We start from the raw sequence: 12,426 nt of genomic DNA on the forward strand, positions 1-12,426 counted from the left end.
CGCACCGGGGAATGCCTTCGTGCGGCGGGTCGGCTGCTCGCGCAGGCGTACCTGCACCGCTCCCGAAAACCGCTCGCCCAGGCCCCGACCGGTCACGTCACTGCCGGAGAACGGGGGGGCGACGGCTGCTCTCCCTGGGCCTGGCGTGGCAAAGCCGAGCCGGTACGGGATGATTTCGGGTTGGCCTCGTGGGCCCGGGATTCCGGCCTCGCCTTCGGCCGACCACAACGGGCCGCGCAGCGGGCAGCGGGCAGATGAGACGGATGGCGACCTGAGCGCCGGTACGTCTTCGGCGGCGGGTCATGCCGAGCGCTCGTTGGATCACACAGGCAATGGATCATCCTGTCCCGCTCTCCGGGTACCGTCAGGGTATGAGTCATCCGCACCCCGACCTGAAAGCCGCCCCGCCCCTTCCCGAAGGAGGGCTGCGGGTCATCGCCCTGGGCGGCCTGGGGGAGATCGGCCGCAACATGACCGTCTTCGAGCACGCGGGCAAGCTGCTCATCGTCGACTGCGGCGTGCTGTTCCCCGAGGAGACCCAGCCCGGCGTGGACGTGATCCTGCCGGACTTCACCTCGATCCGGGACCGGCTGGACGACATCGTGGCCATGGTCCTCACCCACGGCCACGAGGACCACATCGGCGGCGTGCCGTACCTGCTGCGCGAGCGGTCCGACATTCCCGTCGTCGGCTCCAAGCTGACGCTGGCGTTCCTGGAGGCCAAGCTCAAGGAACACGGAATCCGGCCGCGCACGGTTCGGGTGCGGGAGGGCGACCGGCGTGGCTTCGGGCCCTTCGACTGCGAGTTCGTGGCGGTCAACCACTCCATCCCCGACAGCCTCGCGGTCGCGATCCGCACCCGGGCCGGGATGGTGCTGCACACCGGCGACTTCAAGATGGACCAGTTCCCTCTCGACGACCGCATCACCGATCTGCGCGCCTTCGCCCGCCTCGGCGAGGAGGGCGTGGACCTGTTCCTCACCGATTCCACCAACGCCGAAGTGCCCGGCTTCACCACCTCCGAGCGTGAGCTCAACCCGGCGATCGAGCAGGTGATGCGCACCGCGCCGCGCCGGGTCATCGTCTCCAGCTTCGCCAGCCACGTGCACCGCATCCAGCAGGTCCTGGACGCCGCCCACCAGCACGGCCGCAAGGTCGCCTTCGTCGGCCGGTCGATGGTCCGCAACATGGGCATCGCCCGTGACCTGGGCTATCTGAAGGTCCCCTCCGGTCTGGTCGTGAGCACGAAGGAGCTGGAGAAGCTTCCGGACCACAAGATCACTCTGGTGTGCACCGGCTCCCAGGGCGAACCCATGGCCGCGCTGTCACGGATGGCCAACCGCGACCACGTGATCCGCATCGGCAAGGGCGACACCGTCCTGCTCGCCAGCTCCCTCATCCCGGGCAACGAGAACGCCATCTACCGGGTGATCAACGGGCTCACCCGGTGGGGTGCCCACGTGGTCCACAAGGGCAACGCGAAGGTGCACGTCTCCGGGCACGCCAGCGCCGGCGAACTCGTCTACTGCTACAACATCGTCAAGCCCCGCAACGTCATGCCCGTGCACGGCGAATGGCGCCACCTGCGGGCCAACGCCGACCTCGCCATCCGTACCGGCGTCGACCCCGAGCGGGTCGTCATCGCCGAGGACGGCGTCGTCGTGGACCTGGTGGACGGGCGCGCATCCATCACCGGCAAGGTCCCCGCCGGCAACGTCTACGTGGACGGCATGGAAGTCGGCGGCGCCACCGAGGCGTCCCTCAAGGACCGCCTCGCCCTCGCCGCCGAAGGCGTGGTCACGGTGGTGGCGATCGTCGACGCAGACACGGGCGCGCTCGCCGAGGCCCCCGATTTCCTGGCCCGCGGCTTCGTCCACGACGACGCCACCTTCGAGCCGGTCATTCCCGTCATCGAGAAGACCCTGGCCGCCGCGGCCGAGGAAGGCGTCGGGGACGCGCACCAACTCGAACAACTCGTCGCCCGCGCCGTGGCGAACTGGGCGTTCCGCACCCATCGCCGCAAGCCCCTCATCATCCCCGTCATCATCGACGCCTGAGCCCCGGCCCGGCAGCACGGCCCCCGGTTCCGGCCGCGGCCCCGCCCGCGACGCGCGCACGGGCATGCGCACGTCGCGGGCCACTGCACGGGACGCGCGAGTGGATGGCGCGAGTGCCGGTGAAGCGGTCAGATCGCGGGGCTCATCGGCTCAGCCGCCGCTCTTGCGCCTGAACGACCGCTGGCTCGCAGCCGGGCCGTGCGCCGAACGCACCTTCGACGCATCGGACTTGGCGGCATTGTCAGCGGCGTCCGCCTGCGCACCGCGCTTGCGCGCCAGGGCTTCGCGGAACTTGCGCTTGAGGTCGTAGTTGCCGTCGCTGTCCGGCTCCAGAGGGGACGTCTCTGGGACAGTCGGTTCCGAACCTTCCGTGGATACGGGCTCTGCAGTCACGGTGACCTCCTGGGTTCGGGGGTGGGCAAGCACAGCTTGTCATGCTGGGCGCAGTGCGAGGCGCCGGCAACGTCATCCTGCTCCGTTTCGGCGGGTATCCCTCTCGCGGCCAAAGGCGTTGACTTCGTAGGTGAGGCGCACGGGACGGCTTCGGGCCGGGCCGAGGGTTGTCGATCCCGTGGCCAGGCTGCCAGGAAGTCGGCTCTCAGCCGTTGCGACGCACGAGGGCGGCCTTGCGGGCCTCGGCGAGCTTGCGGGCCTCGCCGGCCTTTCGGGACTTGCCGCCGGCGCCGCGGGAGGTGCCCTTGCTGGTGCCGAGGCCGCGGAACGGAGCGTTGGTGTTCTTGGGCCGGGGGACGGCGGGCCCGCCGTCGAGCGGGATCCCGGAGGGAGCCTTGGCGCCGGTGATCCGGCTCAGCTCCGCCTCGCCCGAGCGCACCTTGGTGACGGTCGGCTCGATGCCGGCCCCGGCCATCATGCGGCTCGTCTCGCGGCGCTGGCCCGCCAGCACCAACGTGACCACGCTGCCGGACTCACCGGCGCGGGCGGTGCGGCCCGCCCGGTGCACATAGTCCTTGGCGTCGGTGGGCGGGTCGACGTTGACCACGAGATCGAGGTCGTCGACGTGCAGACCACGGGCCGCGACATTGGTCGCCACCAGAACGGTGATCTGGCCGTTCTTGAACTGCGCCAACGTCCGTGTGCGCTGTGGCTGGGACTTGCCGCTGTGCAGGGCCCCGGCATTCACCCCGCTGGCCCGCAGATGCCGGGTGAGCTGGTCGACGGCGTGCTTGGTGTCGAGAAACAGCAGGACGCGGCCGTCGCGGGCGGCGATCTCCGTGGTGACGGCGTAGCGGTCAGGGCCGTGGACGACCAGAACGTGGTGCTCCATCGTCGTGACCGTGCCCGCGGCCGGGTCGACCGAGTGGACGACGGGGTCGTGGAGGTAGCGGCGGACCAGCTGATCGACGTCGCGATCGAGGGTCGCCGAGAAGAGCATCCGCTGGCCGTCGGGGTGCACCTGGTCGAGCACGTCGGCGACCTGCGGCAGGAATCCCAAGTCGCACATCTGGTCGGCCTCGTCCAGCACGGTGATCCTCACCCGTCCCAGGCTGCAGGCGTTGCGCTCGATCAGGTCGTGAAGGCGTCCGGGGGTGGCGACGACCACCTCGGCTCCCTGGCGCAGCGCGGCGACCTGCCGGCCGATCGACATGCCGCCGACGACCGTGGCCATCCGCAGCCGCAGTGCCTCGGCGTACGGCGCCAGCGCCTGGGTGACCTGTTCGGCCAGCTCCCGGGTGGGCACAAGGATCAGCGCGAGGGGCTGCTTCGGCTCGCCGCGCCGCCCGGCTGTACGTGTCAGCAGCGGCAGGCCGAAGGCGAGTGTCTTGCCCGACCCGGTGCGCCCGCGTCCCAGGATGTCGCGCCCCTTCAGGGCATCGGGCAGTGTGGCGGCCTGGATCGGAAAGGGTTCGCGCACCCCGAGTTCGCTCAGTGTCCGCAGCACCTCCGTCGGCAGTTCCAGACCGGCGAAGGAGACGGCCGGGGGCAGCGCCGGGGTCGTTGCCCCGGGCTGGGCGGGACTGCTGTGAGCGATGCCGGAGTCATTGGGATGCTTCATGAACAGCCTTCCGCCAGGGAACGTACCGAGGAAGGCCCGGCAGGTTTGAACAGCCCACGCACAAGCCGAACCGAACAGGCAGAACCGCCCACCGCGACGACCACGCGAACGGGTGACAGTAACACATTGCGCTGGACGGGTCACACCACCGGATCCCGGCCGGGTGCAGGGCAGAAGATCGACGGGCTCGACCCGCATCCGGCACAAATCCTGAAAGCCCGCGCCGCGCCCCACCCCAACCACGGGTGCGGGGCGGGCGGGCTCTTGTCCGCACGAGGCGGTGGCCCAGTTCGCTGGAACAGCGGGCGTCCTTCGCCGCGCTGTGCGGTGTCAGCCCGGTTATGCCTCGTCCCCGCTGGAAGTCGCCGCTGCTCCCGCCCCCGGGTGACCCGCCGCCTCGTGGGCGAGAGCTGTCAGGTTCCGCGTGGGCGCAGCTGGTGTTCGTAGGCGAAGATCACGACCTGGACCCGGTCGCGGAGCCGCAGCTTGGCCAGGATGCGGGTGATGTGGGTCTTGACGGTGGCCTCGGTGAGGTGGAGGCGCCGGGCGAGCTCGGCGTTCGTCAGGCCGGTGGCGATGAGGTGGAAGACGTCCCGTTCCCGGGCCGTGAGCTGGGCGAACAGGGCGCCGGCCGCCTCGTCGCGCGGCCAGGGCGCGGCCTTGGCGAAGCGGTCGACGAGGTCGCGGGTGATGCGCGGGGTGAGCACCGCGTCTCCGGCGGCGACGGCCCGGATCGCCTCGTGCAGCACAGCCGGGACGACATCCTTGAGCAGGAACCCGCAGGTTCCCGCCCGCAGCCCTTCGAAGGCGTATTCGTCCAGGTCGAAGGTGGTCAGGATGAGGACACGGCAGGGCGAGGCGGCCGTGATGCGGCGGGTCGCCTCGATGCCGTCCATGACGGGCATGCGGACGTCCATCAGGATCACGTCCGGTGCCGTCCGCCGGGCGAGGTCGACGGCCTGCCGGCCGTCGGCGGCCTCCGCGACGACCGTGATGTCCGGCATGGTGCCGAGCAGGCTGCGGAACGCCATGCGGACCAGCGCCTGGTCGTCGGCGAGGAGGACCTTGACGGTCATCGCGGCTCGCCCAGCTTCAGCTCGCCGGAGACCGTCCAGCCCGTGGCGGTGGGTCCCGCGGTCAGGTCGCCGTCGAACAGGGCGACCCGCTCCCGCATGCCGGTCAGGCCGTTGCCGGTGCGCGGGCTGGTGCCGGGGGCCGGTCGGCCGTCGTCGGTGACGGTGAAGGCGACCCCGGAGGATTCCCGGTGCAGCACGATGTCGACCGTCCGCGCCTCCGTCGCGTGCTTGACGACGTTCGTGAGGGACTCCTGCACGATCCGGTAGAGCGTGGTCTGCACTTCGGCGTCCAGCTGCCGCTCGGTGCCGGTCTCCGTCAGCCGGACGTCCAGGCCGGTGCGGCGGGTCTCGTCCACCAGGGTCTCGAGCGAACCCAGGTCCGGCTGGGGTGCCCGGTCCGGTCCGTCGTCCGCCCGCAGCACGCCGAGCAGGCGGCGCATACCGGTCAGGGACTGCCGGCCGGTCGAGGCGGCGTGCAGCATCTTGTCGCGGGCGCCGTCCGGATCGGCCGCCGCCGTGGCCGCGGCGGCCTCGGCGAGGGCGACGACGACCACCAGTCCGTGGGCGACGATGTCGTGCGTCTCCCGTGCGATGCGGGTGCGTTCGGCCGCCGCCGCCAGCCGGGCCTGCTGGGCCCGCTCCTGCTCCAGCCGCTCGGCGCGGTCCTCGACGGAGGCCAGGTAACGGCGCTGCGCCCGTACGGTCGTGCCCAGGAAGAAGGCCGCCGCGGCGAGGCCGGTGAGCACGACGACGACGTCATTGACGCTGCCCGGCGGGCCGAACCGCACCGCCACCACACCGGCACCGGCCGCGACGGCGGCCGCCGCGCTGAGCGAGTACCGCAGGCCGCGCTCGGCGGCGACGGTGTAGAGGGCGACGAGGACCGCCAGTTCGGCGAGCGAGACGGTACCCAGGGCCCAGGTCAGCACGGCCACCGCCCAGCAGCACCAGAACACGGCGGCCGGAGCCCGGCGGCGCAGCGCCAGCGGCGCGATCACCGCCACCGCCAGGGTCCAGTCCGCCGCACTGGCCCGGTTGTAGAGGAGTTCGTGGACCGCGAGGGCGGCGCAGACGAGGGGCGGCCCGAACACCAGCAGGGGCGCGAGGGCCGGCCGGCGCACACGCTCCAGGAATTCCGGGCCGATCGAAATCACGCTCCCGAGGCTACGGGACACCGGCCGACGGGACATCAACCGAAGGTCGTACACCTGCGCAAAGTAACGACCATCGGCTGACGCGCCGCTCCCGCCCGCATTCCTAACCTCGCTGGAAAGGACAGCCCCGAAAACGGCACAGAGAAATCACAGAGAAACAGAGGACCGGAAATGGAAAAGGGAACACCGGTGAATGCACCGACGAAAGTCGCCGAGGCCACCGCGCTCTTCTGGATCGTGAAGGTCCTCACCACCGGCATGGGTGAGGCCACCTCCGACTTCCTCGGCCAGTGGAGCCTGTGGCTGTCCGCCGGGACGAGCGCCGCCGCCCTGGTGGTCGCCTTCCGGTGGCAGTTCCGCGCCGCGCGTTACCACCCCGCGCCGTACTGGTTCACCGTCGCGATGATCGCGGTCTTCGGCACCGCCGCCGCGGACTGCTTCCGTATCGGCCTGCACGTGGCGTTGCCGGTCACCACGACCGGGTACGCGATCGCCCTCGCCGTCTGCTTCGCCGCCTGGTACGCGACCGAGCGAACGCTGTCGATCCACACCGTCGACACGCGCCGTCGCGAGATCTTCTACTGGCTGACCGTGCTGCTCACCTTCGCCCTGGGCACCGCCGCCGGCGACCTCACCGGCTTCTACCTCGACCTCGGGTTCGTACACTCCGCGCTGCTGTTCGGCGCGGCGATCCTCGTGCCGTGGCTGCTGCACCGCTTCGCCGGGCTCAACGCCATCGCCGCGTTCTGGGCCTCGTACGTCCTCACCCGCCCCCTCGGCGCCTCACTGGCCGACTGGCTCGGCATGGACAGGCCCCTCGGCATCGGCGTCGGCTTCGGCACCACCGCGATCCTCGCCACGCTGGTGTGCGCGACGTTGGTCGGCTACCTCGCCCTGTCCGTGAGTCCGGACGGACGTGGGTCAAGGGGCACCGACGTCTTCATACGTAATTAGCGCCGAATATCAATGGTTCATATGAAGTAAGAGATTTCTCAGCAAGGGAACCTGACCTCCGGCCACCGCCTCCTGCAGGGCAGAGAAGGAGGTCGAAATGGGGGACAGCCCCACGAAGACGAGCAACGCGCCCACGCGACGGTTCGTGCCGAGACTCGATCCGCCGCCTCAGCAGCGGCGGTGGCGTTCCGAGCTGGGGAAGGCACTGCCGGCCCTGGCGTTGTTCGCCTCCGTGCGGCTGACCGGTGTGATCATGGCGGCCTTGTGGTCGCTGCACCTCGGCAGGCACCCGCGGACCGTGCTCGGCCTGGAATGGGACGGCCACTGGTACTGGCACATCTCCCAGTACGGCTACGGCCTGACCGTCCACCCCGTGCGGGGCCACAGCGTCTACAACGACCTGGCGTTCTTCCCCCTCTTCCCGGGCCTGATCCGCGCGGTGGGCACGGTGCTGCCGATCGGTCCGATCAACGTGGCGCTGTTCATCACCTGGAGTGCCGCCCTGGTGGCCGCCTGGGGCGTGTACGCGGTCGGCGAGGTGCTGCACGGACGACGTGTCGGGATCATCCTCGTGGCGCTGTGGGCGCTGCTGCCGCACGCGATCATCCTGACGATGGCGTACACCGAACCGCTCATGACCGCCTTCGCCGCCTGGTCGCTCTACGCCGTGCTGACCCGCCGCTGGCTGACCGCGGGGACGCTGGCCGTGCTGGCCGGGCTGTGCCGTCCCAACGGACTCGCCGTGGCGGCCGCCGTCGTCACCGGCGCCGTCGCCCACCTCTGGCAGCTGCGCCGCGCCGGTGTGCCCACCGCTCCGCGCGCCTGGGCGGCCGCCGCCGTGGCTCCCCTCGGCTGGCTGGGCTACATCGGCTGGGTCGGGCTCAGGACACACGACCCCGTCGGCTACTTCCATGTGCAGAGTCTCTGGGGCTCGCGGTTCGACTTCGGCCGCTACACGGCCCACACGTTCAAACACCTGATCGTCGGGCACGACACCCTCGTCGTCTATGTGACCGCCGCGATCGTCCTCGGCTCCATGCTGCTGTTTCTCTTCTGCGTCCTGAACGGGATGCCCTTGCCCCTGCTCGCGTACTGCGCGGTCCTCATCGTGATGGCCGTCGGCGGCACGCACTTCTTCACCAGCAAGCCGAGGTTCCTGCTGCCGGCGTTCCCTCTGCTGCTGCCGCTCGCCCTGCATCTGGCGCGGAGCCGCCTGCGCACCATTGCCGTCCTGCTCACCACGCTGGCCTGCGTCTCCCTGTTCTACGGCACCTACCTGCTCACCGTCTCGCACCGGACCCTGTGACGGGAGGCCCGAAAGCGTGATCGGCGGCGGCCTCAGTGGAGAGGCCGCCGCCGATCAGGTCCGTCAGCGCATGTCCGTGAGGAGGGTGTTGAGTTCGGCCTCCTGCCGGGCCGCCGACATCGGCGGGTTCGGGTGGTCGATACCGAAGGTCTTCAGGACGCTGTCCATCTGGGCGTCGATGAACGTCCAGCCGGTGTTGTCCAGCGGCTGCAGCGAAGCCTGGTCGGCGTCCCAGAGGTCGCGCAGCGACTGGGCCGCCGCGTGGGCCCCGGTCGCGTTGCCCGACCGTGCGTCCCTGAGCGAGGTCGAGGCGAGCGCCTTGAGCGCGTCGACCTTCGCCGACGGGAACTTCTTCACGGCCACACCAGGGGCGAGCTGAACCGTGGAGGTGGCGTCGGTCTCCGGCGCCGGGCCGACGTGCGGCTGGCTGTGCGCCCAGATCAGCAGGCTCCCGGTGGCGACGGCGAGGAGGCCGAAGCCCGCCAGCGCGATGCGCTCCTTGCGCGGGTCGCCGGTGGTCCCCGGGGTGTGCGTGGCCTCGTAGGTCTCGGTCACGTCGGAGCGCGTCACCGTCAGGTAGATGACGGTCGCCAGGATCAGGCCGAGGAAGATCAGGCTGGTGGTGAAGGTGCCCAGCGCGAGGCCGGTCGGGTCGCCCGGGTTCTGGGCGACCTTCGGGGAGGCGAGCCAGTCGCCGATGTTGGCGCCCAGCGGACGGGTCAGGATGTAGGCGAGCCAGAAGGACAGCACCGGGTTCGCGCCGAACTTCCGCAGCAGCGTGATCGCCGCGATGAGGCCGAGCGGCAGCAGGACCGAGACTCCCGGGCTCCAGCCGGTGAGCTCCAGGGTCCAGTCGCCGGTCGCGGTGCCGAGCGCGAAGGTGACGAGAACGGTGAGCCAGTAGAACGACTCACGCGACAGCGTGGTGACCGAGTGGATCGAGAGGGTGCGCTCGCGCAGCCACCACACGCCGAAGACCACGGCGAGCAGGACCGAGAACACCGTGGTGCTGATCCACAGGGGCACGTTGAGCTGGTCGGTCAGGATGTCGGTGTACAGCGTGCCCGTGACGCTGACAACGACCACGGTGAGCCAGTACGGGAACGGGACGTACCGCTTCAGCCGCAGCTGGACGCCCAGAACCACCACGAACACCGCGGTGAAGATCCAGGCCGTGTTCACCAGGCCGACGCCCAGCTTCATGTTGATCCAGTCGGCGAAACTCTCACCGACGGTCGTACAAAGGATCTTGATCACCCAGAACCAGATGGTGACCTCGGGAACCTTGTTCAGCAGGAGCCGTCCGCTGCGTGTGCGCGCCTCGCTTGTCGTTGTCATGCAATGAGGTTGGCTCGACCAACCTGTACATATCCTGACTGCGTGGTCGCCCGCGGGCGTGTGGAATGTCACCAGCCGTGACCGCCGCTGTTGTGGAACAGGGAGAGGACGGCGGTCGCCGCGATGAGAAGCTGAGTGAGCCGGAGCTGGCAGAACAGCGCCGCCAGGGCGCAGGCGAGGGCCGCGTACCACGGCATCGTCCACGGTGCCGCGAGAATCCAGGCGAAGGCGAGCGCGAACGGAACGGTGACGACGGGTGGGGCCTCCGGCGGGAGGTACCGGTGCAGGACCAGAGCCAGGCCGAGCGTCAGCAGGGGCCACAGGATGCTGACGCTCGCCATGGCTTCGGCAGGACCGGCGAGGGCGGTTGCGAAGGGGGCGTACACGGCCCACAGCGAGGTCTTGGACACCATGTGCGAGGCCGCGGTGAGCGGATCAAGGGCATGCAGGCCGTACGCGGCGTAGAGGACGGTGAGGGTGAGGACGCCCGCGCCCGCCACTCGAACGGCCCGCTGCCAGGCACCGCCGCACAGCAACGGCCATACCAGCCCCACGCCGACCAGAGCGCCACTGATCTTGACGCAGCAGACGAGGCCGACCAGTCCGCCGACGATCAGGTCCGTGTGCCACCCGCGTGCTCTGCGCGCCATGTGGACGGCGCCGACGGCCAGGACGGCGACGAGGGTGTCCAGGTGTCCGCCCCCGACCAGCACGCCGATCAGCAGCGGATTCGCGCTCCACAGCAGTGCCGCCCGGACCGGGTCGGCCGCGGTGCGGATCAGCAGGTAGCCGGTGCCGAGGAACGCGACCGCGTTGGCAAGCATGAGTGCCCATACCGTCAGCCAGGGCCGGTCACCGCCGACGAACGCCGCGGCGGCCTGCCACCACGTGGCGACGGGTCCGTACACCGACGGGCTGTGCCGCCATGTATCGCTCACCAACTGGGCGTACACGCCGCCCAGTTGGGCGGGAGTCGTCACATACGGGTCACCGCCGAGGGCGGCGATGCGACCGTAGGCGGCGTAACTGGCCGTGTCGGAGGAGCCGATCGGGGTGAAATTCGCGAGCGCCATCACAGCGCACGCGCCGGCACCGAACAGAATGCGCGGGTCCGGCTTCCAGCCTTGGGCGTGGGCGTTGAGCAGACGCAACGTTCCCACGCAGGACAGCACTATGGCGACGGATATGGCTGCCCCGGAGACGGCACCGGACATCGCAGGCAGGTGGAACCAGGTGATCGGCGCCTTCAGCGTGTTGGGGTTGGGCGCGCTGGCGCCGACCAGTCCGAACATGAAGACACCTGCCCCGGCCATCGCCAGGGCCGCGCGCGGCCACGGCTGTGCGTCACCGGTTCCCGTCGCGTGTGCGAATGTCTTGCCCCGGCCCGCAGGCCGAAGAACCCATTGGTTGTTGCCAGTCGTCAAGGTCAGCCTTTGAGTGGTACTCGGGTCATGGCTCTGGCGCGCGGACGGCCGCGTCGCCGGCGCCGGCGAGGCGGTCGGCGCGGGGCGCGCTGACTACGGTCGGTGCTCCCCGCTCTCCTGATGCTCACGGCCGTCGCAGCAGGAGACGGGGATGCGCGGCTGCTCGAGAGGCGAGTCGTCGGTGCCGGCCGCGCATTGTGCCCACTGCGCGCTGTCCAGCATGTGGTCGCTGTCGGATGCGGCGTTGGCCAAGCTGGTGCAGCAGACCGCCAGCAGCAGGCCACCGGTCACCAAGGGCAGGCTCCGACGTGCGGGCGGCGGGGCCAGCAGGGCCCGTACCCGCTGCGGCACCGCCCCGCCGGTCACAGCCAGGGCGACGGGACGCCGCTTCCCGGCAGAGGCCAGGGCCGCGCGCCCGACGGCATGAGCGACGACCCTGCGGTCGCCGACACGCTCGGCGGCCTCCTCATCGGCCCAGCGCTCCAGTACGAAGTCACCGGCGACGGCCAACGGCCGCAGCAGCGGGTTCAATGCGGCTGTGAGCCGCCACACGGTCTGGAAGAGGTGGTGTCGACCACGCAGATGCGCCCGCTCGTGCGCGAGCAGAGCCTCGCGTTCGTCGTTTCCGAGGCAGCGCAGCATCCCCCGGGAGACCACGATCCGTCCCGGCGCACCGGGCAGTGCAAAGGCCAACGGCGCATCGTCGTCCACCACCGCGAGCTCCGTCTCCCCGGGCAGGTGGGCGCACTCCCTTCGGGCCCACACGAGATGCCTGGCCTGTCGCACGCCGGCCACGAGCAGCGAGACGATTCCGACGGCCAGCACCAGGGCGCTGCCGAAGGCGACCACGCGATACACGGGATCCGCGGCGCGCAGCGCGGCCACGGACCAGCGGCCCTCGGCGGCGACCTGCGGAACCTGGGCCAGGCCGGTGAAGGCCAGCAATCCGAGTGCCCCCGCCCAGCCGGCCGCCGTCACGAGCGCGGCACAGGCCAGAGCCCAGGCCGCGGGGCGCGGGGGCAGCCGACGCGCGAGCCGGGGTCCGAGCACGGCGAGCACGGCCGTGACGACGAACGGAATGTAGACGCTGACCAGCATCCGGC

General features: G+C 70.5%; 10 protein-coding genes. 3 read left to right on the top strand and 7 right to left on the bottom strand.

The features are described 5' to 3' along the window. The first annotated feature begins 371 nt into the window (after positions 1-371). Positions 372-2,057, top strand: coding sequence for a ribonuclease J (locus AB0D85_RS20490; protein WP_362322017.1), 1,686 nt, complete (start codon positions 372-374; stop codon positions 2,055-2,057). A 150-nt stretch (positions 2,058-2,207) separates the two neighbouring features. On the opposite strand, the gene AB0D85_RS20495 is transcribed toward AB0D85_RS20490, so the two are convergent. The 4 genes from AB0D85_RS20495 to AB0D85_RS20510 form a co-directional block, all read right to left on the bottom strand. Next, positions 2,208-2,450, bottom strand: coding sequence for a DUF5302 domain-containing protein (locus tag AB0D85_RS20495; RefSeq protein ID WP_362322019.1), 243 nt, complete (start codon positions 2,448-2,450; stop codon positions 2,208-2,210). A gap of 205 nt (positions 2,451-2,655) precedes the next feature. After that, on the bottom strand, positions 2,656-4,071 hold the full coding sequence (locus AB0D85_RS20500; RefSeq protein WP_362322021.1) for a DEAD/DEAH box helicase: 1,416 nt from the start codon (positions 4,069-4,071) through the stop codon (positions 2,656-2,658). Between the two features lie 413 nt (positions 4,072-4,484). Then, positions 4,485-5,147: a response regulator transcription factor gene (locus AB0D85_RS20505; RefSeq protein WP_362322023.1), complete on the bottom strand. Its 663-nt coding sequence runs from the start codon at positions 5,145-5,147 to the stop codon at positions 4,485-4,487. Further along, the gene (locus AB0D85_RS20510) at positions 5,144-6,301 is read right to left on the bottom strand and encodes a sensor histidine kinase (RefSeq protein WP_362322025.1); all 1,158 of its coding nucleotides are present in this window, start codon (positions 6,299-6,301) and stop codon (positions 5,144-5,146) included. The genes AB0D85_RS20505 and AB0D85_RS20510 overlap by 4 nt, the downstream gene beginning before the upstream one ends. Before the next feature lie 189 nt (positions 6,302-6,490). Here AB0D85_RS20510 and AB0D85_RS20515 point away from each other — a divergent pair, with 189 nt between their 5' ends. Together AB0D85_RS20515 and AB0D85_RS20520 are read left to right on the top strand one after the other, a co-directional pair. Next, positions 6,491-7,255, top strand: coding sequence for a hypothetical protein (locus AB0D85_RS20515; protein ID WP_362322027.1), 765 nt, complete (start codon positions 6,491-6,493; stop codon positions 7,253-7,255). 97 nt (positions 7,256-7,352) lie between these two features. After that, positions 7,353-8,561, top strand: coding sequence for a hypothetical protein (locus AB0D85_RS20520; RefSeq protein ID WP_362322029.1), 1,209 nt, complete (start codon positions 7,353-7,355; stop codon positions 8,559-8,561). A gap of 63 nt (positions 8,562-8,624) precedes the next feature. Here AB0D85_RS20520 and AB0D85_RS20525 read toward each other — a convergent pair whose 3' ends face one another. The 3 genes from AB0D85_RS20525 to AB0D85_RS20535 form a co-directional block, all read right to left on the bottom strand. Then, positions 8,625-9,899 carry a hypothetical protein gene (locus AB0D85_RS20525; protein ID WP_362322031.1) on the bottom strand — a complete coding sequence of 425 codons (1,275 nt, stop codon included), beginning with the start codon at positions 9,897-9,899 and terminating at the stop codon, positions 8,625-8,627. A 68-nt stretch (positions 9,900-9,967) separates the two neighbouring features. Continuing rightward, positions 9,968-11,191, bottom strand: a complete 1,224-nt coding sequence (locus AB0D85_RS20530; RefSeq protein WP_362322033.1) for a hypothetical protein — start codon at positions 11,189-11,191, stop codon at positions 9,968-9,970. A gap of 225 nt (positions 11,192-11,416) precedes the next feature. Then, entirely contained in the window at positions 11,417-12,421 is a 1,005-nt protein-coding gene (locus AB0D85_RS20535) for a M56 family metallopeptidase (RefSeq protein ID WP_362322592.1), read from the bottom strand. Positions 12,422-12,426: the final 5 nt, after the last annotated feature.

This window comes from Streptomyces sp. NPDC048277, from assembly GCF_040652235.1.
Classification (GTDB): Bacteria; Actinomycetota; Actinomycetes; order Streptomycetales; family Streptomycetaceae; genus Streptomyces.

Excerpts from the sequence above, each read along its gene's own strand:
- AB0D85_RS20490 (WP_362322017.1), top strand. The coding sequence starts at position 372 with ATGAGTCATCCGCACCCCGACCTGAAAGCCGCCCCGCCCCTTCCCGAA.
- AB0D85_RS20500 (WP_362322021.1), bottom strand. The coding sequence starts at position 4,071 with ATGAAGCATCCCAATGACTCCGGCATCGCTCACAGCAGTCCCGCCCAG.
- AB0D85_RS20505 (WP_362322023.1), bottom strand. The coding sequence starts at position 5,147 with ATGACCGTCAAGGTCCTCCTCGCCGACGACCAGGCGCTGGTCCGCATG.
- AB0D85_RS20520 (WP_362322029.1), top strand. The coding sequence starts at position 7,353 with ATGGGGGACAGCCCCACGAAGACGAGCAACGCGCCCACGCGACGGTTC.
- AB0D85_RS20525 (WP_362322031.1), bottom strand. The coding sequence starts at position 9,899 with ATGACAACGACAAGCGAGGCGCGCACACGCAGCGGACGGCTCCTGCTG.
- AB0D85_RS20530 (WP_362322033.1), bottom strand. The coding sequence starts at position 11,191 with ATGTTCGGACTGGTCGGCGCCAGCGCGCCCAACCCCAACACGCTGAAG.
- AB0D85_RS20535 (WP_362322592.1), bottom strand. The coding sequence starts at position 12,421 with ATGCTGGTCAGCGTCTACATTCCGTTCGTCGTCACGGCCGTGCTCGCC.